The 19,849-nt window shown below is 70.6% G+C and carries 19 protein-coding genes and 1 tRNA gene; 11 read left to right on the top strand and 9 right to left on the bottom strand.

Going from position 1 to position 19,849, the window contains the following annotated elements; genetic code table 11:
* Positions 1-36: 36 nt before the first annotated feature.
* Positions 37-2,013 carry an alpha-amylase MalA gene (malA, locus tag F3H10_RS11235; protein WP_149784863.1) on the bottom strand — a complete coding sequence of 659 codons (1,977 nt, stop codon included), beginning with the start codon at positions 2,011-2,013 and terminating at the stop codon, positions 37-39.
* 265 nt (positions 2,014-2,278) lie between these two features.
* On the opposite strand from malA, the gene larC reads away from it, so the two are divergent.
* Both larC and aspS read left to right on the top strand, forming a co-directional pair.
* Entirely contained in the window at positions 2,279-3,712 is a 1,434-nt protein-coding gene (gene larC / locus F3H10_RS11230) for a nickel pincer cofactor biosynthesis protein LarC (RefSeq protein ID WP_149784862.1), read from the top strand.
* Between the two features lie 151 nt (positions 3,713-3,863).
* Positions 3,864-5,168 (top strand): aspartate--tRNA(Asn) ligase, encoded by a 1,305-nt coding sequence (gene aspS / locus F3H10_RS11225; RefSeq protein WP_149784861.1) that lies wholly within the window; start codon positions 3,864-3,866, stop codon positions 5,166-5,168.
* Between the two features lie 36 nt (positions 5,169-5,204).
* On the opposite strand, the gene F3H10_RS11220 is transcribed toward aspS, so the two are convergent.
* From F3H10_RS11220 to F3H10_RS11190, 7 genes are all read right to left on the bottom strand, one after another.
* Positions 5,205-6,152 carry an ATPase gene (locus tag F3H10_RS11220; protein WP_149784860.1) on the bottom strand — a complete coding sequence of 316 codons (948 nt, stop codon included), beginning with the start codon at positions 6,150-6,152 and terminating at the stop codon, positions 5,205-5,207.
* On the bottom strand, positions 6,149-6,466 hold the full coding sequence (locus F3H10_RS11215; protein ID WP_149784859.1) for a DUF5827 family protein: 318 nt from the start codon (positions 6,464-6,466) through the stop codon (positions 6,149-6,151). The genes F3H10_RS11220 and F3H10_RS11215 overlap by 4 nt, the downstream gene beginning before the upstream one ends.
* Before the next feature lie 148 nt (positions 6,467-6,614).
* On the bottom strand, positions 6,615-7,214 hold the full coding sequence (gene sod / locus F3H10_RS11210; RefSeq protein WP_149784858.1) for a superoxide dismutase: 600 nt from the start codon (positions 7,212-7,214) through the stop codon (positions 6,615-6,617).
* 371 nt (positions 7,215-7,585) lie between these two features.
* Positions 7,586-7,669: transfer RNA gene (locus F3H10_RS11205), tRNA-Ser, on the bottom strand.
* Between the two features lie 65 nt (positions 7,670-7,734).
* The gene (locus F3H10_RS11200) at positions 7,735-8,193 is read right to left on the bottom strand and encodes a PaaI family thioesterase (protein ID WP_149784857.1); all 459 of its coding nucleotides are present in this window, start codon (positions 8,191-8,193) and stop codon (positions 7,735-7,737) included.
* A gap of 212 nt (positions 8,194-8,405) precedes the next feature.
* On the bottom strand, positions 8,406-9,293 hold the full coding sequence (locus tag F3H10_RS11195; RefSeq protein WP_149784856.1) for a hypothetical protein: 888 nt from the start codon (positions 9,291-9,293) through the stop codon (positions 8,406-8,408).
* Between the two features lie 2 nt (positions 9,294-9,295).
* Entirely contained in the window at positions 9,296-11,017 is a 1,722-nt protein-coding gene (locus tag F3H10_RS11190; RefSeq protein WP_149784855.1) for a sensor histidine kinase, read from the bottom strand.
* Between the two features lie 102 nt (positions 11,018-11,119).
* On the opposite strand from F3H10_RS11190, the gene F3H10_RS11185 reads away from it, so the two are divergent.
* The 9 genes from F3H10_RS11185 to tgtA all read left to right on the top strand — a co-directional run bounded on the left by F3H10_RS11185 (position 11,120) and on the right by tgtA (position 19,306).
* Positions 11,120-11,827, top strand: coding sequence for a lipoate--protein ligase family protein (locus F3H10_RS11185; protein ID WP_149784854.1), 708 nt, complete (start codon positions 11,120-11,122; stop codon positions 11,825-11,827).
* A gap of 121 nt (positions 11,828-11,948) precedes the next feature.
* Positions 11,949-12,332 carry a 30S ribosomal protein S6e gene (locus tag F3H10_RS11180; protein WP_149784853.1) on the top strand — a complete coding sequence of 128 codons (384 nt, stop codon included), beginning with the start codon at positions 11,949-11,951 and terminating at the stop codon, positions 12,330-12,332.
* A gap of 10 nt (positions 12,333-12,342) precedes the next feature.
* Positions 12,343-12,810: a DUF7112 family protein gene (locus F3H10_RS11175; protein ID WP_149784852.1), complete on the top strand. Its 468-nt coding sequence runs from the start codon at positions 12,343-12,345 to the stop codon at positions 12,808-12,810.
* Between the two features lie 45 nt (positions 12,811-12,855).
* A complete protein-coding gene (ahbB, locus tag F3H10_RS11170) occupies positions 12,856-13,941 on the top strand; it encodes a siroheme decarboxylase subunit beta (protein WP_149784851.1) in 1,086 nt (361 codons plus the stop codon).
* 25 nt (positions 13,942-13,966) lie between these two features.
* Positions 13,967-14,626: a precorrin-2 dehydrogenase/sirohydrochlorin ferrochelatase family protein gene (locus F3H10_RS11165; protein WP_149784850.1), complete on the top strand. Its 660-nt coding sequence runs from the start codon at positions 13,967-13,969 to the stop codon at positions 14,624-14,626.
* Positions 14,623-15,978, top strand: a complete 1,356-nt coding sequence (gene hemA, locus F3H10_RS11160; protein WP_149784849.1) for a glutamyl-tRNA reductase — start codon at positions 14,623-14,625, stop codon at positions 15,976-15,978. The genes F3H10_RS11165 and hemA overlap by 4 nt, the downstream gene beginning before the upstream one ends.
* Before the next feature lie 55 nt (positions 15,979-16,033).
* Positions 16,034-16,798 carry a Nif3-like dinuclear metal center hexameric protein gene (locus F3H10_RS11155; RefSeq protein WP_149784848.1) on the top strand — a complete coding sequence of 255 codons (765 nt, stop codon included), beginning with the start codon at positions 16,034-16,036 and terminating at the stop codon, positions 16,796-16,798.
* A 121-nt stretch (positions 16,799-16,919) separates the two neighbouring features.
* Complete coding sequence (locus F3H10_RS11150) at positions 16,920-17,690, top strand: SIMPL domain-containing protein (protein WP_149784847.1); 771 nt, start codon at positions 16,920-16,922, stop codon at positions 17,688-17,690.
* Between the two features lie 134 nt (positions 17,691-17,824).
* Positions 17,825-19,306, top strand: a complete 1,482-nt coding sequence (tgtA, locus tag F3H10_RS11145; protein ID WP_149784846.1) for a tRNA guanosine(15) transglycosylase TgtA — start codon at positions 17,825-17,827, stop codon at positions 19,304-19,306.
* Between the two features lie 6 nt (positions 19,307-19,312).
* Here the strand turns inward: tgtA and F3H10_RS11140 are convergent, their stop codons facing one another.
* Entirely contained in the window at positions 19,313-19,783 is a 471-nt protein-coding gene (locus tag F3H10_RS11140) for a pyridoxamine 5'-phosphate oxidase family protein (RefSeq protein ID WP_149784845.1), read from the bottom strand.
* Positions 19,784-19,849 lie beyond the last annotated feature (66 nt).

The following is a 19,849-nucleotide window of genomic DNA, read 5'->3' as shown; positions in this document are numbered from 1 at the left end:
GCCGGCGGGTCGTGGTTCCGTTGGCGGGCCGATCGGTCAGTCCGCGACCTCGAAGACCGCCACGTCCTCGACGGTCAGTCCGCCAGCCGCCGCCCGCGACTCGCCGGAGACGAGGTCGGTCGCGTCCACCGTCTCGTCGATCCCGACGGTGGTCGGTTCGGTCCCGAAGTTGAGCAGGACGACGTAGCTCGCGTCCTCGCTCTCGCGAGCGAAGGCGACGACGTCGTCGGGGGCGTCCGTCTCGTAGTCGACGCGAGCGAGGTCCCCGGCGGACCCGAGGACCGGGTGCTCCTCTCGAAGCGCGAGGAGGTCGTCGTAGTGGGCCCGGACGTCCTCGCGAGCGTGGTCCCACGCGAGCGGGTCGCGGTTGCCCCGCTGTCCGAGCTCCTGGCCGCCGTAGAGCATCGGTACCCCCGGGAGGGTGAACAGCGCGCCGGCGGCGGCCTTCGCGGCGTCGTCGCCGCACTCGACGATGTACCGGGTCTCGTCGTGGTTCTCCAGATACAGCATGAACGCGGCGTGGTCCGGGAAGCCGGAGCGTGCTCGCCCCTCGACCGCGTCGAGAACCGATTCGGCGGGTTCGTGCCCACGACCGACCTGTCGCAGGGTGAAATACAGCGTGGTGTCGAAGTGGACGTCGAACATCCCCTCGTGGAAGTCGGCGATGTACGGGATCGTCTCGTCCAACAGCAGGAACTCGGGGTCCTCCGCCTTGAGACGCTCTCTGAGTTCCCTCCAGAACGATTCGGGGACAGCCCACGCCATGTCACACCGGAAGCCGTCGGCGACCGACGCCCACGTGTCGGCCGCGTCGAGCAGGTGTCGGCGGACCTCGAGGCTGGTGAAATCGAAGTTGGCGATCAGCTCCCAGTCGAAGTAGGTGCCCGGTTCGCCGGACTCCTGCCACTCGTAGCGGTCGCGGTACGGCGACTCCGGGTTCCGGTAGGCGTCCTGGAACCACTCGTGATCGCGCGCGGAGTGGTTCAACACCAGGTCGAAGAGCACCCGCATCCCGCGGTCGTGGGCCGCGTCGACGAACGCCTCGTAGTCGTCGCGGTCGCCGAGGTCGTCGGCGATCGAGAAGAAGTCCGTGATGTTGTATCCGTGGGGGGCGCCGTCGTGTTGGAGCACCGGCGTGAGCCACAGCGTGTCCACGCCGAGGTCCTCGAGGTAGTCGAGCCGGTTCTCGAGCGCCTCGAAGGTGGTTTCCGCCGCCTCGTCGTCGGCCGCGTAGCCGCGGACGTATATCTCGTAGAGGGTGGCGTCCCCTGCCCACTCCGGCGGGTCGTTGAGCCGCGTGACGCCGAGGTCCTCCCCGTCTCCGAGCCGATCGACGCTCACCGCGTCGGCGACGCTGTAGCTCGCGCCGACGGCGACCCCGTGGACGCGGACCCGATCGTCGATCGCCGCGAGCGGGACGCGAAGCTCGCGGCCCTCGACCGTCACGTCGCCGCGGGTCACGCCGTCGCGGTCGTCGAGGAGGAACTCCACGTCGAGGTCGGCGGCGTTCCGTGACGAGTCCGGGTGCGGCGTCGGGGTCGCGCGGACGACCGCCACCTCGCCGTCGATCTCGGCGTCGAGCCGGACGCGCGGCCGCCCCTCGTCGTGCCCGGACGGATCCTCTCGTGCGCCCGACCCGGAACCCGAGGCGAAGCCGCTCTGCCCGCCGCTCTTGCGGGCGGAGCCGCTCCGTCCGCTGTATCCGCTCTGCCCGCTGTACCCGCTCCGGCCGGCGATGCCGGTCCCGGCGCCCTCGCCGGTCGGGCGGCGATCGCCCGGGAACGCCCTGACCGTCAGGTGGTGGCGCTCCGCGGGAGTCTCGAGCGTCACCCTGTATCGGCCGGGCGCGTCCGGAACGAACTCCTCGACCGCCCCGTCGCCGACGGTCGCTTCGCTCGCTATCGGGGCCTCGGTGACCGTCCACCGGTAGGTGGCCTCGGGGTCCGGATCGCGAGGCGCTAACTGTACCACGTCGCCGACGGCGGCGAACTGCGGCGGGCCTGGGTGGTCCATCGTTACCTCCCGACTCGGCCACTTCGGGCTTAGGTGTTCGGAAATCACAACGGACAGACATACTGAACGTCCCTGATCGATCGACGCGTCGAGAGGGACTTCCTTCGGCGTTTCCGCGACGCTCACGGATCCCGGATCGTTCTCGAGATCTGATTGATACCCGGTGTAGTGGCCGCCGATCCGTCCCCACGCCCCCGGTTGGCGACCGGGGCCGGGACGGGACGAGTGGGACGGCTCTTTATCTCTCGACCGTGTGCGTGTCCCCATGCGTACGCTCGCTTTCGACGGTCGGACCGGCGCGGCCGGCGACATGACCTGTGCCGCGCTGATCGCGGCCGGTGCCGACGCCGCGGTGCTCGACCCGGTCGAGGAACGCCTCCCGGTCCGTTACGAGGTCGGTGAGACGGTGAAAAACGGGATCCGGGCGACGACCGTCGACGTGCTCCTCGAGGAGGACGGCGGAGACGACGCCGATCGCGACGCTCACGCTCACGACCACGAGTCGGGACACGGTCACAGTCACGGACACGGACACGATCACGACCACGGACACGATCACGACCACGGACACGATCACGACCACGGACACGATCACGACCACGACCACACCCACGCCGAGGGGGCCGGCATCCATCGAACCTACCCGGAGGTCGTCGACGTCGTCGAGTCGATGGGGCTCCCCGCGGCGGTCGAGGCGACCGCGCTCGAGGCCTTCGAACTGCTCGGGCGGGCGGAGGCGTCGACGCACGGAACCGACCTCGAGGACACCGCCTTTCACGAGGTGGGCGCGGACGACGCCGTCGCCGACGTCGTCGGCGCGGCGCTGCTCCTCGACGACCTCGACGTCGACCGGGTCGTCACCACGCCCCTGGCGGTCGGCGGCGGGGAGGTGGAGATGGCCCACGGCGTCTACCCGGTCCCGGCTCCGGCGGTCGTCGGGATCGCCGAACGTGCCGGTCTCACGCTCGTCGGCGGTCCGATCGACCGCGAACTCCTGACGCCGACCGGCGCGGCGATCCTCGGGGCCGTCGCCGAGGGCGTCGACGCGCTCCCGGAACTCCGCGTCGAGGGCGCGGGGTACGGGGCCGGCGACGCGACCTTCGAGCGCCACCCGAACGTGCTCCGCGCGGTCGTCGGCGACGGCGTGGAGACGACGGGAAACGACGATGAAGAGACGGGGCACGTCCACGGGCACGGCCCCGATACCGGTTCCGAGGGGCTCGTTCACGACGACATCGTGGTGTTGGAGACCAACCTCGACGACGCCGCGCCGGAGGTGCTCGGCGGGCTCCAGGAGTCGCTCGCGGAGGCGGGCGCTCGCGACGTGACGGTCGTGCCGACGACGATGAAGAAGTCCCGTCCCGGACATCTCGTGAAGGTGGTCTGTAAGCCGGCGGACGCGGCGGCGGTGGCCGAGCGGCTCGCCCGGGAGACCGGCACCCTCGGCGTGCGGCAGGCGGGGGCGAGCCATCGCTGGATCGCCGAGCGCTCCTTCGAGACCGCGACGCTCTCGATCGACGGGGTCGACCACGCGGTGTCGGTGAAGGTGGCCGCGACCGCCGACGGCGACGTCTACGACGTGAGCGCCGAGTACGACGAGGCGGCGGCGGTCGCCGCCGAGACGGACCTCCCGACCCGTGAGGTGCTCCGTCGGGCGGAGACGAGCGTTCACGACGGACTCGGCGACGGCGGCGACTGAAGCGGACGGGTCGACCGCGAGCCCCTCGTGGCCCGCGAGGGACGCCCCGGATCCACGAGTAGATCGGTTCATCGGCACGAAGAGCCGGGCCGCCGACGCGAAGACGACAGGCCTATGACCGACGCCCGGCCACTCGGAGGTAAGCTAACCTATGATCGAGCGTATCCACACGTCGGAGGTCGACCCGGACGCGGACGAGGTCGCGATCGCGGGCCACGTCCACGAGATCCGGGACCTCGGCGGGCTGGTGTTCCTCATCGTGCGCGACCGAGAGGGACTCATCCAGGTCGTCTTCAAGGAGGAGCGAGAGCCGGAGCTGTTCGAGGCCGTCGGGGACGCGAACTCCGAGGACGTCGTCCGGGTCGTCGGCGAGCCGCTCGAGAGCGACCAGGCCCCTGGCGGGGTCGAACTCGCGCCGACGGCCTACGAGGTGCTCGACGAGGCGGACTCGCCGCTCCCGCTCGAGATCTCGAAGGACGTCGACGTCGACCTCTCGACGCGTCTCGACAACCGGGCACTCGACCTCCGCAAGCCCGAGACGCTCGCGGTGTTCTCGCTGCGCTCGAAGCTGATGACCGCGATGGAGGAGTGGTTCGATGACGAGGGCTTCGTCGACATCAAGACGCCGCTGATCTCGAAGGGCGGTGCCGAGGGCGGCGCGGAGCTGTTCCCGATCCTCTACTACGACCGGGACGCGTTCCTCTCACAGAGCCCGCAGCTGTACAAACAGATCCTGATGGCGGCCGGCTACGAGGCCGTCTACGAGACCGGCACCGCGTTCCGCGCCGAGGACTTCGCGACCTCCCGACACGTCTCCGAGATCGCGATGTTCGACGTCGAGTTGGCCTACATCGAGGACCACCACGACGTGATGGACGTCCAGGAGGAGTCGCTTCGGCACGCGATCCGGACGGTCGCCGAGGAGGCCGAACGCGAGCTCGGCCTGCTCGACGTCGACCTGACGGTCCCCGAGGAGGACTTCCCGCGGATCACCTTCGAGGAGGCGCTCGACCTCCTCGAGACCGAGTTCGGCCACTTCCCGGAGGACCCGACGGACCTCGACACCAAAGGCGAGAAGCTGCTCGGCGAGCACTTCGCCGAGCAGGGCCACCCCGCGTTCTTCGTCGTCGGCTACCCCGACGAGAAGTTCTACTACATGCAGGACGTCGAGGGCGACGAGATCGCCTCCCGGAAGTTCGACCTCATCTACGAGGGTCAGGAACTCTCCTCGGGCGGCCAGCGCGAACACGACGTCGACCGCATGGTCGAGGTCATGGAGGCGGAGGGCGTCGAGCAGGCGAACTTCGAGTTCTACATCGAGGCGCTGAGCTTCGGGACGCCCCCGCACGGCGGGTACGGGCTCGGGATCGATCGGCTCGTCCAGCAGGTCGCCGACCTCGACAACATCAAGGAGGCGATCATGTTCCCGCGCGACCCGAACCGGCTGGAGCCGTAGGAGTCGGCCTCCCCGCGATCCGCGTTATTATTCAGTTCACACCGATACCGCGTCGAGGAGCGCCCCGTACGCCGGCTCGTATCGGTCCGCGACGAGCGTCGGGTCGCCGCGTTCCTCGCCGGACAGCGCGGGCAACCGCGTCGTCGAGAGCGGATCGATCATCTCCGTCATCCTCTCGGTGTGCTCCTCGAGGCTCCCCTCCCGAGGGCTCCCGGAGGCGACCGCGCGGGCCTTGCGGTAGCGGTCGCCGGCGTAGATCCGGGCTCTCCCCGGCTCGACGACGGCCACCGCGTCGTACTCGGCGGACAGCGGCGCGGCGACGTCCCCGTAGGACTCGACGACGACCGGGACGGTCGCGGCGTCGACGCGGTCCGCGAGCGCCTCGAACGCGGGAAGGTACGTCTCGGCGGTCACCTCGTCGAGTTCGCTCACGTCGTCGACGCGGACCGCGTCGGAGAGCGGAAGGTGATCGCGGAGCGCCTCCGGGACCAGCCCGGCGTCCGCGGCCGCGCCGTTGAGCACGAACCGCGAGCCGACCCCGTCGGCGACGGCCGGAGACGTGATACGGTCACAGAGGAAGGTTCGATCGGATTCCCCGAGCATACCGGTCCGGCCGGGCGTCGGTCGCCACAGCCGGTGGAGGGGGTTGATCGACTCCGGCGTGACCGCCCCGCGGGCTGTCGCAGGATCGTCGTCCGACGCGTCACCCGACGCGTCCAGCGGGCGCGTGCTCGCGGCCGCCAGTTTCCGGGCGTCCTTCCCGTACAGCCGTCCGGAACCGGCGGCGATCCGGAAGTCGTCGTGGTCGAACCAGTAGTCGTTGCCGGCGCGGGGTTTCACGCCGACCGCGTCGCCGGTCCGTCGAGCGAGCGTCGCGAGCAACCCCGTCGAGAACGTCGTCTTCCCGGCGTCGACGCGTGTGCCGCCGGCGACGAGCAGGGTCGGCGGATCCGACGGGCCCTCGCCGCGTGCGTTCGCGCTCACCGTTCGTCGGCGTCGGCGTCGTCGCCAGCGGCGGTATCGTCGACTGCGTCCTCCGCCAGTCCGTAGTAGCCGGGGCTGTCGTCGGTCGGCGGCTCGGCGACGACCATGTCGTCGGCGTGGACCATCACCCACGGGATCGCCCAGTCGATCAGCACGGCCTCGGTGTCGGCGTCGATCTCGGCGTCGGGCTCGAGCCCCTGGAGCAGCCGCCCGATCTCCGGGATCGTGTACAGCAGGTCGGGCTCGAACAGCTCGGCCGGCTCGTAGAAGTCACACGGGAACGTCTCCTCGAAGGCGGATCTCGGTTCGGGCATGTCAGTCGGCTACGCCCGCGGTTCCGTAAACGCTGGCGATTTCGGCGCAGTCGGCGATCGGGAGGTCGACCGGACGGTCGTCGCTGGCGGATGCGACGGTGCGAAAAACGTCGGGATTCGACGCGCGAACTTCGCGCGATCCGAGTCGTTACTCGAACAGCTCGACGGCCTGCTCGTAGCGGGTGGACGGCTCCTCCCAGTCGACGACCTCGAAGAAGTTGTCGACGAACTCGCCGCGGGCCGGGCCGTAGTCGTGGTAGTAGGAGTGCTCCCAGACGTCCAGCGCGAGGATCGGGTGGCCGCCCCAGATCGCTCCCTGGTCGTGTTTGTCGACCACGACGTTGCGGAGCTGGTTCGAGAACGTGTCGTAGACGAGGAGCGCCCAGCCGCCCGCCGCGGAGGCCGCGGCCTCGAACTCGCCCTTCCAGGCGTCATACGAGCCGAAGTCCTCCTCGATGCGGTCGGCGAGGTCGCCCTCGGGCTCGTCGCCGCCCTCCGGCGACATGTTCTGCCAGAACAGGTCGTGGAGGATGTGACCCGAGGAGTTGTGGGTCACGTTGCGGATCGCGCCGCCCGACGAGGAGAAGTCGCCCTCCTCGCGGTTGGCCTCGAGCGTCTCCTCGGCCGAGTTCCAGCCGTTTACGTAGCCCTGGTGGTGGGTGTCGTGGTGCCATTCGAGCACCTGTTCGGAGATGTGGGGTTCAAGCGCGTCGTAGTCGTACGGAAGCGGATCGAGTTCGTAGCTCATGACTGTATCACCTATCACGGTAATGGGTCGGATTCCTGTTAAAGATAATGCGGCACGTGATACCACGGGCCACCGGACCCGAGCGTCACCGAACTCGGCCGAACGGAAACGGTGTGTTCGCGGTTCAGGTCGAAACGGCCGATCGACGGACGATGGCGGGTCGGCAGGTTCACCCCGACGGAAGTAATCACGATCGGTTACGCCGGATCTCCACGACGACGGTACCGCGGAACGACACCGCGCGCTCACGGTGGGGCTGGGATTCGAACCACGGTCGCTCCCGTTCGCTCGCCGAGGCTCGCTCACCTCTCGCTCTCTGATTCGAATCCACGTCACGAGACGCGCACGACGCGAACTGCGTCGCGCGCTCACGGTGGGGCTGGGATTCGAACCCAGGAAGCCGTGAGGCTACCGGTTTTCAAGACCGGCGCAATGGGCCGCTCTGCCACCCCACCTCGAGTTCACGTGTCGTGACCCCCCGACTAAGGGATGTCGGTGTGGCTCGGTCCCGTCGGGACGTTCACCGGAAGAGCCGGAACGACCCCTGCCCGACGACGACCTCCGAGGAACCGTTCTCGGTCGTACTCGTCACCGACATCTCGCTGACGCCGATGGATCCCCCCGACCGGACGACGGTCGCCTCCGCCTCGAGGTCGCCGTTCGCGGGTCGGAGGTAGTTCGTGTTGAGGTTCACCGTCGCCACCCCGCCGGAGAGCGGGTCCTCGAAGGCGGTCCGCTGGGCGAGCCCGCCCGCCGTGTCGATGAGCGTCGCCGCGACGCCGCCGTGGATCGTCCGTCCGTCCGCGTTCGTCAGCTTCCGATCGAACGGGATCGACAGCACCATTCGCCCGCGCTCGACGACGTCGACCGACGTGTTCAGCCACGAGAGGTACTCGTGGTCCTCCTCTATCCGGCGTTCGATGAGCGACACCGCCTCCTCTGGAAGCGGTTCCATCTCCGAGATGTCCTCCTCGTCCATGTCCCGAGGTCGCCCCCGACCCGTTTGTATCCCGGGGATCCACGAGACCGATCCGTGGGTTCATACGCCATCCCGAAGCAGCCTCCCCGTGACCTGACGAGCCGCCCGCGGCGGTCGAGGCGGGTGCCCGGCACACCGCCGCGGAGCACGACTGCGCACGCCGGCTGTTCGCCAGACGCGTCCGATCGAAACCGCCCTACGTCACCGGACGCTCAGCCGACGCCGAGTCGGATCGGATCGTCGCTCGGTTCGACTCCGACGGAGACCACGTCCCCGACCGCGAGGTCGTGATCCGGGGTGACGATCTTCGCGCCGTAGTCGCCGTCGCGGGCCGCGAACAGCGACAGTCCGGTGACGCGCTCCCCGTTCGCGGTCACGTCGATCGGCTCCCACTCGATCCCTCGATCGCGAGCGATCCCGACGCGCGTTCCCCACAACGAAACGGTTTCACCGGCGTCGAGCGTCGCGAACGCGCCGCCGCCCGCGTAGTGCGCGAGCCCGCCGTCGATCGGGACGCCGTCGTCGCTCGCGATCGCCGCGAACCGCTCGCCCGGATCCGGATGGGTCGGTGCGTCCAGCGTGACGTGGCTCGGCCCGCACTCGATGACCGTCCCGGTGCCGTCCCAGGGAACGCTCGCGACGTTCACGTCCACGCCGACCGGAAGCGATCCGCTCGCTCGGAGCGCGTTCGTCCCGGACGACCGGAATCCGAGGTGGACGTGATCGTCGACCCACCGGCCGAAGAAGCCGGAGCGCGTCGTGGGTCCGAGGGAGTCCCCGACTGCGACCCGATCGCCCGGCTCCACGGTCGGGATCACGTGGAGCACCCGCGCGACCGTTCCCGGGGCCGCTCCCGCTCGGCGACACCACTCCTCGTCGAGTTCGACGACGATCAGGTGGTCCTCCGAGGCAGCGTACGGTCGGTTGGGACAGCCGACGGTGTGCGTCTCGCGCACGACCCCTGAGACGGGCGAGATCCCGTCTCCGTCGGACGGATAGAGATCGATCGCATGGCCGGCGTCGTGTGCGGGGTACGGGGAGTTGAATCGCGAGAACCGACGGTATCGCGAGACGATCTCGGAGGGGAGATCGACTGACACGGTCACTCCGCTACGACCTCGATCCCATCGATCTCGAAACACGCGCCGCCGTCCGGGCCGTCGACGGCCCGCACGGACCAGCCGTGCGCCTCGGCGACGTCGCCGACGATCGCGAGCCCGAGCCCGGTCCCGTCATCGAGTGAAACGCCGCGCTCGAAGACGCGGGCCCGCTCTTCCTCCGGGATCCCGGGACCGTCGTCGGCGATCCGAAGCGTGACTTCTCCGTCCGTCCGCTCGCTCTCGACGGTGACGGTCACGTCCGACCCGGCGTGTTCGACGCTGTCGTCGGCCGCGGGCCGACTGCTCGTGGAACCGTGTTCCACGCTGTTCCGGAACAGGTTCGCGACGAGCTGCTGGAGCCGGTCGCCGTCCGCCAACACCGTCTCGTCGGCGTCCTCGATGACCAGCGTCGCCGATCCGGTCTCGAGCCGGGACCAGACGGTCCGAACCGCCGCCTCGATCGAGACCGGTTCGACCGCGTCGACCGCCCGTCCCGCGGTGGCGAGCGAGAGGAGTCCCTCGATCAGCTCGTCCATCCGTTCGTGAGCGTCCGCGGCCCGATCCAACGCGTCGTCGTCGCCGTCGCCGTGACGCGCCAGCTCGACGGCCGCGGTCGCGGCCGCGAGGGGATTCCGGAGGTCGTGGCTGACGACGCCCGCGAAGTCCTCGAGCCGCTCGTTTTGCCGTTCGAGCTGCCTCTCCCGGCGCTGTAACGCCGCCCGTCGGCGCTCCCGTGCCGTGACGTCCCGGAGGAGGAAGACGTGGCCGCGGTCCGTCCCGCGGGGGTCGGTGATCGGGTCCTCCTGGATGTCGAACTGGCGACCGTCGATGGTGACCGGGTGCTCGTCGCCGGATTCCAAGCCGGGAAACGCCGTCGACAGCGACTCCCCGACCGCGTCGTCGGGGAGGATCCGCTCCGCCGCGGGGTTGAGGTCCCGGATCCGTCCGTCCGACCCTGCGACGATCACGGGGTCCTGCATGACCTCGACCGCCGTGTCCCTCGCGACGACCGCGGCGTCGAGGGTCCCGAGCCAGAACACCACGCCGTACAGGAACACGCCGTGGACGACGAACGCCGCCGGGGTCCAGTCGACCGCCGAGTAGCTTCCGAAGTCGACGACCGTCGCGACGCCCGCGAGAAGCGGGAACAGCGTTCCGAGGAGGGCGACGAACGTCTGGAGCCGATAGCGGTTCCCGGTCCGGCGATAGAGGTCGACGATCACGAGGAGTCCCGCGACGTACAGCCCGTAGGCGTACAGGAGGAACGCGATCCCCGCCGGTCCGATCCCGCCCTCGAGGAGCGTGAACGGTCCCTCGACCACGGGATCGAAGGACAGCCGCGCCAGTCCGTGCGTCCGGCTCGACCACGCCAGAAGGACCCAGAGGAACCCCGGCGTCGCGAGCGCGACGAGTCGTCGCTCGGTCCGCCACTCGTCTCGGCCGGCGTACGCGAACGCGAAGGCGATCCAGAGCACGGGCATGGCGGCGAGGAAGGGCGTCGCGGTCTGGAGCGCCCCGACCATCACGAGGGGGTCGGCGCTCGCGACTCTGACCGCGTACAGGATCGCGATGGCGCCCGCACAGACCAAGTAGAGCGAGACCTCGAGGCCGCCCGGCTCGTCGCGCTCCGTCCACGCGACGCGACCGAGCAGGAGCCCGACGGCTCCGGAGAGCAGGCAGGCGAGGAGATACGCCTGTACCGGCAGCGCGCTCGGGTCACTCATCGATACCGGAACCAACCGAAGGACCGGCAAAACCTTTGCGCCATTCCCACAGCGGCCGTCTCCGGGCACAAACCGTTTCTCCGTCCGCCCCGTCGCGAACCCATGCAGGTCCTCCGTGGACGGGGAAGTTCCCCGCGGCGCGATCACGATCACACTGCCCGTCTCCTCGCGGACGCGGCCGACGGTACCTCCGGCGTCCGGGTCTGGACTCCGCCTCGACAGGTCGCGTTCGGCCGGCGCGACACGCGGGAGCCGGGGTACGATCGGGCGCGCCGCGTCGCCGAGACGGCGGGATTCCCTCCGATCGCGCGCGACGTCGGCGGACGGGCGGTCGCGTACTCCGGGGACACCCTCGCGTTCGCGCTCGCGGTTCCGACGAGGGACCTCCGCGGGAGCATCGACGGACGCTACGCGACGGTCACTCGTGCGGTCCGATCGGCGCTCGAAGGGGTCGGGGCCGACGTCTCGGCCGGCGAACCGCACGGATCGTTCTGTCCGGGCGAACGCTCGCTCCGCGTCGTCGACGGCGGGAAGCTGGCGGGGATCGCCCAGCGGGTCCGTGCCGACGCCGCGCTCGTCGCGGGCTGTCTCGTGGTCTCCCGGAACGACGCGGCCGAGTTGGCGGCCGTCCTCGAAGGGGTGTACGACGCGCTCGACGTCCCGTTCGATCCGGACTCGGTCGGGAGCGTCGCTGCCGCCGGGGGCTCGAACGACGCCGGACGGATCGCTCGAGCCGTCGAGAACGCGCTCTCCGACGCCGGAGACGACGGCTCGTGGCGCATCGAGCGCGTCGGTCCCGAGTCGCGGTGACGCGCCGTGGTTGACGCGTGTCCGGTGACGTGGTATCGGAGGGAGCGCGGCGACGGCTCCCCGGGATCCGGCGTGTCGCGCTTTCGACGTGCTTTTTATTCGCGGGCGTCTCGGTCCGCGCATGGCCGAATTCAAAGTCGTCGTCGCCGATCCCGAGACCGGCGAGACGTTCCAGCGAGAGATCGACGGACAGGACGCGAACCGATTCCTCGGTCGAGACGTGGGCGACGAGATCGGCGGCGACGCCGTCGGGCTCCCGGATCACACCGTCGAGGTCACCGGCGGCTCCGACGAGACCGGTCGCCCGATGCGGGAGGACGTCTCCGGCACGCGCCTGAAGGAGCTGCTCTTGGAGGGCGGCGTCGGCTTCAAGCCGTCCCGCGAGGGCGAGCGCAAGCGGATCACCGTCCGCGGTCGCGAGATCGCCGACGACGTGGCCCAGATCAACGTCTCCGTCGTCGACGGCGAGGGCGACGTCGCCGCCGCGTTCGAAGACGACGAGTAATCCGACCTTCATGCCTCGCGTTCCCTCCGACGACGAGAGCGTCGCGTCCGTCCGCGTCACGCTCGCCCGCAGCGGCGGTACCCGCCAGCCGTGCGTCCGGCTCCCCGACGACGCCGACCTCGAAGGGCGCGTCGAGTCGGGGTCGTGTGCGTCCCTCTCGCTCGCGGACGGGGACCTCGTCCGGGTCGTCATCGACCGCGAGGAGTACCACGCGCGAGTCGTCGCCGACGCGACCGGACGGCTGATCCGCGGGGCGTTCGACTCCCGCCGGTTAGCGCGGACGCCCGGCGAGGGGGAGAACCGACTGACCGAGTGGCTCGCCGAACACGACCGCGAGCCGGGCGACGGCGTCGTCCTCGACGTGGTGGTTCCCGGCGACCAGTACGGACTCCGGATCCCGGGCGAGCGCGCGGTCTACGACACCCGTCGCGGCCCCCGGTCCTCGCTCGCGGACATCGCCGAGGACCTCGACGGCTGAGTGCGGGCCGGATCCCTTATTCTCTCGCGACCCCGATCCTCCCGCATGAAGGAGGTCGACGCGGACCTGACGGCGCTCGACCGGGGGATCATCAACGCGTTCCAGGGGGGATTCCCCGTGACCGCGCGTCCGTTCGAGCCCGCCGCGGCCGCGCTCCGCGACCACGGGGTGGCGGTCACCGGCTCGGAGCTCTGTCGGCGCGTCCGGGAGCTCGACGAGTCGGGCGTGCTCTCGCGGTTCGGCGCGCTCGTCAACGCCGAGGAGATCGGCGGCGCGGCCTCGCTCGTCGCGATGCACGCCCCCGAGGACCGCTACGAGGAGGTCGCGGAGACGGTCAACGAGTTCACCGCGGTGGCACACAACTACGAGCGCGAGCACCCGCACCTCAACATGTGGTTCGTCGTGAGCGTCGCCGACCACCCCGACCCCGACAGGGACGGGGGAGACCGGGTCGAGGAGGTGCTCTCCGAGATCGAGGCGGCGACCGGCCAGGAGACGTACAACCTCCCCAAGCTGCGGGAGTTCCACGTCGGCGCGAAGTTCCTCGTCGACGGGCCGGTGCCCGACGGCGACGTGGACCTCTCGGATCTGGCTCCCACCGTCGAGCCGTCCGGGCGGTCGACGCTCTCGCCCGCCGAGCGCGACCTCGTCGTCGAGATACAGGGCGGACTGCCGGTCACGGAGACGCCGTACGCGGACGTGGCGGCCGCGATCGACGCCGACCTCGAGTGGGTTCTCGAGACGATCGAACGGTTCCGGCTCGAGGGGAAGGTGCGCCGGGTCGGCGTCATCCCGAACCACTACGCGCTCGGGTACACGGAGAACGGGATGACCGTCTGGGACGTGCCCGAGGACGTCCTCGAGGAGGTCGGTCCCGCCGTGGCGGACCTCGGGTTCGTCACCCACTGCTACCAGCGTCCCCGCCACGAGGGCGTCTGGGAGTACAACTTCTTCGCGATGACCCACGGGCGGACCGAGGCCGAAAGCGAGCGCCGGGTGCGGGAGGTGAAGGAGACGATGGCCGACTACTGGGACGTCGGCCCCGACGACTGGGACACGCTGTTCTCGACGCGGATCCTGAAGAAGACCGGCATCCGGCTCGCCGAGCGCGCCGACAGCAACACGGCGTGAGACGCGTGTTCGCGAGGCACACCGAATGATCCCGCTGTATCACGACCTCTCCGACGAGACCGTCCTCGTCGTCGGCGGCGGGGCGGTCGGCCGGCGGAAGGCCCTGAACTTCGCCGAGGAGGCGCGCGTCGTCGTCGTCAGTCCGGCGTTCGACGACGAGTTGTGCGAGGCGGCCGCCGCTCCGTCGTCGATCGAACTGGTCCGGGCGCTCCCGGATACGGAGACGATCCCGGAGTGGATCGACCGTGTCTCTCCCGCGCTCGTGGTCGCCGCGACCGACGACCGGGCGGTGAACGCGGCCGCGGAGGCCGCGGCGCTCGAGGCGGGGCTCTTAGTCAACCGGACGGACGTCTCCGGCGGCCGCGACCCGGGGAGCGTCGTCGTCCCGGCGACGGTCGCGGACGGTCCGGTCCGGGTGGCGATCTCCACGGGCGGGCGGAGCCCCGCGCTCTCGAAGACGCTCCGCGAGCGGATCGGCTCCGAGATCGAGGGGGCGGGCGCGATGGCCGAGCTCACCGGAACGCTGCGAGAGGAGCTGTCCGAGGCGGGCGTCGACCCGTCGACCCGCCGGGAGGCGATCCGTCGAGTCGTGCGATCCGAGGGGGTTTGGAAGGGTTTACAAAAGGGGAGATCCAAGGGCCGAAACGAGGCAAATAACGTGATCGAGGAGGTCGTCGACCGATGAGGGAGCCGGGTGCCATCACGGGCGTGAGCGTCGCCCACGGCGCCGCGACGATCGACGAGATCGACTCTGCGGGCGGCGAGAGCGTCCGGGGAACCGTCTCGGACCTCCTCGCGCGCGACGGGGTCGAGGAGGCGTTCGCGGTCCGGACGTGTAACCGCTCGGAGGCGTACGTCGTCACCGACCGGACCGTCGAGGGGCGCGAGGCGCTCGAGTCGTTCGCGCCGTCGGTTCGCGGCGCGGCGGTCCGCCGGCTCGACCACGAGGGGAGCCTGGAACACCTGATGCGGGTCGCCTCCGGTCTCGAATCGCTCGTGCTCGGCGAGGACCAGATCATCGGACAGATGCGGGAGGCCTACGAGGAGTCCCGGTCGGCCGGCGGGATCGGCCCGGTCCTGGAGGACGCCGTCACGAAGGCGCTTCACGTCGGCGAGCGCGCCCGCACGGAGACGTCGATAAACGAGGGCGTCGTCTCGCTCGGCTCCGCGGCCGTCCGGCTCGCGGCCGGCGAGATCGACCTGACCGACGGCACCGCGGTCGTCGTCGGGGCCGGCGAGATGGGCACGCTCGCGGCGCGGACGCTCGACGACACGGCGGTCTCGGAGATCGTCGTCGCGAACCGGACGGTGCCGAACGCGACGTACGTCGCCGAGGAGGTGGACACCGAGTCGTCGGTCGTCCACCTGAGCGACCTGCCGGCCGTGGTCCCCGAGGCGGACCTCGTGATCACGGCGACCGGCAGCCCGGAGCCGGTGCTCGACCCGACCGACTTCGCGGGCGCGGACCGGGTCGTCTGTATCGACATCGCCCAGCCGCGCGACGTCGACCCCGAAACCGGGGAGCTGTCGGGCGTCTCGCTGTACGACATCGACGCCCTGGAGGACGTCACCCGCCGGACGCGCGAGCGGCGGGAGGCGGAGGCCCGCGAGGTCGAGTCGATCATCGACGAGGAGCTCGACCGGATCCTCCGGTCCTACAAGCGAAAGCGCGCCGACGACGCCATCTCGGCGATGTACGCCGGCGCGGACCGGACGAAGGCCCGCGAGCTCGACCGCGCGCTCACGAAGCTCGAGGCGCAGGGCGGGCTGACCGACGACCAGCGCGAGACCGTCGAGGCGATGGCGGACGCGCTGGTCGGACAGCTGCTCGCGGCCCCGACCCGGTCGCTGCGGGACGCGGCCGGCGAGGACGACTGGGAGACGATCCGGACGGCCCTCCAGCTGTTCGACCCCGAGTTCGACGCGCCGCCGGAGTCGCCGGGAGGAAACGGGTCCGCCGACGAGCCCTCGGAGGCACCCTCCGGCGCGCCGTTCGGCGCGATCCCCGACTCGGCGGCCGAGGAGCTCGACGACTGACGGGAACGGCTCTCGTGACGGGAACGCTTTTTCTCCCGCGTCCGTACGGACGCGCATGGAGCTACGGACCTTCGTCGACCGGCTGGACGACCGGCTCGACACCGACGCGTACGCCGACGTCGACGCCAGCGCGAACGGCCTCCAGGTCGGACCGGAGAGCGGGACGGTCGAGCACGTCGCGTTCGCGGTCGACGCCGCGACGGCGACGATCGAGGAGGCGGCGGCCGCCGGGGCCGACGCCCTCGTCACTCACCACGGGATCTCCTGGGGCGGGATCGACCACGTGACCGGGAAGACGTACGACCGGATCGCCTCGCTCGTGGAGAACGACCTCGCGTTGTACGTCTCACACCTCCCGCTCGACGGACAGCAGGAACTGGGGAACGCCGCCGGCGTCGCCGAGGCGATAGGAGTCTCGGATCGGGAGCCGTTCGGGACGCTCGGACCGGTCACGATCGGGACGCTCGGCGGGACGGGCGAGCCGCTCCCGCCCGAGACGATCCGCGACCGGCTCGACGGGTTCGAGGGGAGCACGAACGGGACCCGCGTCCTCGAGTTCGGGCCGGACCGGATCGAACGGGTCGCGGTCGTCACCGGCTCCGGGGCCGACTGGCTCGAGGAGGCGGCCGCGGCGGGCGCGGACGCGCTCGTCACCGGCGAGGGGAAACAGCAGATCTACCACGACGCGCGGGAGGCGGGGATCACGGTCTTTCTCGCCGGCCACTACGCGACGGAGACGTTTGGGGTTCGGTCCCTCCAGTCGCTCGCCGAGGAGTGGGGACTGGAGACGACGTACGTGAGCCACCCGACGGGGCTCTAGCCGGGGGCGGCGGGATTCCGGCGGGCTGACGGGAAGTCGCGACCGCAGCCGTGACCGGATCGGACAAACGGCTCTTTGTGTATTCGCTACGTTATAGCCGTCTCCCGCCGTCTTCCGTGGTATGCCACGACAGAGACGACTCGTCGCCGGACTCGGGATCGCGCTTCTCGTCCTCCTCGCCGGCTGCTCGGGAGCGGCGGGAACGCTGGGTGACACCGGTTCGAGCGAACCGGAGACGACGGGGACGAACGACCTCGAACGGTCCATCGAGGTGTCAGCCGAGGGCGAGGCGTCCGCGGAGCCCGACCGCGCGACCGTGCTGGTCGCGGTCGAGTCGACCGCGGACGACGCGGGAACCGTCCGTAGCGACCTCGCTGAGAGCGACGACGCGCTCCGGAGCGCCCTCTACGACTGGGGGCTGAGCGAGGACGACGTCCGTACCGAGCGCTACGACATCCGCCAGACGCGCGAGACTCGCCCCGACGTGAACCGAAGCGAGTACGTCGGCGTCCACGTCTACGCGGTGAGCGTCGACGACGTGGACGCGGTCGGTGAGGTCATCGACGTCGCGGTCGACGCCGGCGCGGACGGCGTCCAGCAGGTCCGCTTCGGACTCAGCGACGAGCGCGCCGACGAGCTCCGGTCGGAGGCGCTCGGCGACGCGATGGGCAACGCCCACGCCGAGGCCGACACGCTCGCCGCCAACGCCGACCTCGACGTGACCGGCGTCTACACCGTCTCGACGACGAACGTCCGGACCAGCCCGTACACGAGCACGGCCCTCCGGGCCGAGGCAGACGACGCGGCGGGCGGGGCCGGAACCGGGATCGAGGTCGGCGACGTCGACGTGACCGTCTCGGTTCGGGTCGTGTTCGGAGCGGAGCAGGCGTAGACGGAGGCCGGACGCGTCGCCCGTCCCGGACGGCGACGGAATCGGTTCCCTCCCCGCCGGACGCAGCCCGTACGGCCGAACGCAGCCCTACGGCCGAACGCAACCCTTACCGCCCGGCTGCCCGCAGTCGGGGTATGCGCGACCACTTCGAGATCCGGGACCACGACGCCGCCGGGCGGATCGGTCGGCTCGAGGTCCCCCGCGCCGGCGTCACCGTCGAGACGCCGGCGCTCCTGCCCGTCGTCAACCCCAACGTGCTCACGGTCGAGCCCGAGCGGCTCCGGACCGAGTTCGGCGCGGAGATGCTGATCACGAACTCCTACATCATCCGGAGCACCGACCGGATCCGCGACCGCGTGCTCGAGGAGGGACTCCACGAGTTCCTCGGCTTCGACGGCGCGATCATGACCGACTCGGGATCGTTCCAGCTCGCCGAGTACGGCGACATCGACGTCACCACGGAGGAGATCCTCGAGTTCCAGCGCCGGATCGGCAGCGACGTGGCGACGCCCGTCGACGTTCCCACCCCGCCGGACGTCGACCGCGACCGCGCCGAGCGCGAGCTCGAGACGACCGAGCGGGCGCTCGCGGACGCGGAGGCCGTGGAGACCGGCGAGATGCTGCTCAACGCCCCCGTTCAGGGGTCGACGTACCCGGACCTCCGGGAGGCGGCCGGACGACACGCTGCGGGGACTACCCTCGACGTGTTCCCGGTCGGCGCGATGGTCCCCCTGATGAACGCCTATCGCTACGCCGACGTCGTCGAGGCGGTGACGGCCGCGAAACGCGGGCTCGACCCGGACTGTCCGGTCCACCTGTTCGGCGCGGGCCACCCGATGATGCTCGCGCTCGCGGTCGCCATGGGCTGTGACCTGTTCGACTCGGCCGCCTACGCGCTGATGGCGCGCGACGGCCGCTACCTCACGGTGTCGGGGACCGACCACCTCGAGGAGATGACGTACTTCCCGTGCTCGTGTCCCGTGTGTGCCGAACACGCGCCCGCGGACCTCCGCGAGGGCGACGACGACCGGGCCGAGTGGCTGCTCGCCGAGCACAACCTCCACGTCACCTTCGAGGAGATCCGTCGGATCAAAGCCGCCATCCGCGAGGGGACGCTCATGGAACTGGTCGACCGGCGCGCCCGGGGACACCCGGCGATGCTCGACGGCTACCGCGCCCTGCTGGACCACGCCGAGCAGCTCGAGGCGACCGACCCCGTCTCGAAGGACGCGTTCTTCTACACCTCCCACGAGTCCGCGCGCCGCCCCGAGGTCGGCCGCCACCACGACCGGCTCGCGCGGCTCGAGACGCCCGACGACCTGCTTCTCACGGAGTCGAAGCCGCCCTCGAGCCACGACCACGACGCCGTCTGGCGGGTCAAGCCGCCGTTCGGCCCCTTCCCGCGGGCGCTCTCGGAGACGTACCCGCTCACCGCCGAGGTCCCGGAGCGGGTCGATGCCGCGGCCCAGACCGCGGCCGCCGAGGGGGTTCGCCGGCTCGCCGAGGCCAACCCGGAGACCGCGATCACGCTCGGCCACGACGGGTGGGCGGAGACGGCGATCGACCGAGTTCCCGACCGCGTCGCCGTCGACGACCTCCGGGAACTCGGTCGGTAGGCGTTCTCACTCGGCCGGGTCCGGGTCGGCCGGATCCGGCTTGGCGGGCATCCGGCCCGTGAAGTCCCACGAGTGGAGCCGCTCCGGCTCGATCCGGACGTGTACCTCCTCGCGGTCCGGTCGCAGGAGCCGTTCCGAGAGCTCGTTGTCGGTCCCGCCGAGATATCGCTCGAGGAGCGACCGGAGGAGCCGTTTGTCCTCGTCCGCGGTCGTCGTCGCTCGACCACGTCCGCGGACGCCCATGTAGGGCGGGTCGTTCGTCGAGACCTCGAAGGAGACGCGATGGTCGGCCGCGAGGAAGTCGACCACGTCGGCGTCCGCGCCGGTCGCGCAGTGGACCGCCCCGTCCCACTGGAACCACAGCGACACCATCCAGGGGTCGTCCGCGGGCGTCCGACAGCCGATGCGGATCGGGATCGTCGCGTCCGCGAGGAACTCGTCGACGCGTGACCGGTCCCACGGGCCGGTGAGGTTCATGCGATCGATCCGGGCGGAATCGGCCTAAAACCACCGTCCGGTTCGCGGGGTCGACGCGGGGCGTTC

It is taken from the genome of Halorubrum aquaticum, assembly GCF_900113615.1.
GTDB classification, from domain to species: Archaea; Halobacteriota; Halobacteria; order Halobacteriales; family Haloferacaceae; genus Halorubrum; species Halorubrum aquaticum.
Note: the sequence above shows the minus strand (reverse complement) of the source record. Positions and strands in the feature narration are given on the sequence as shown.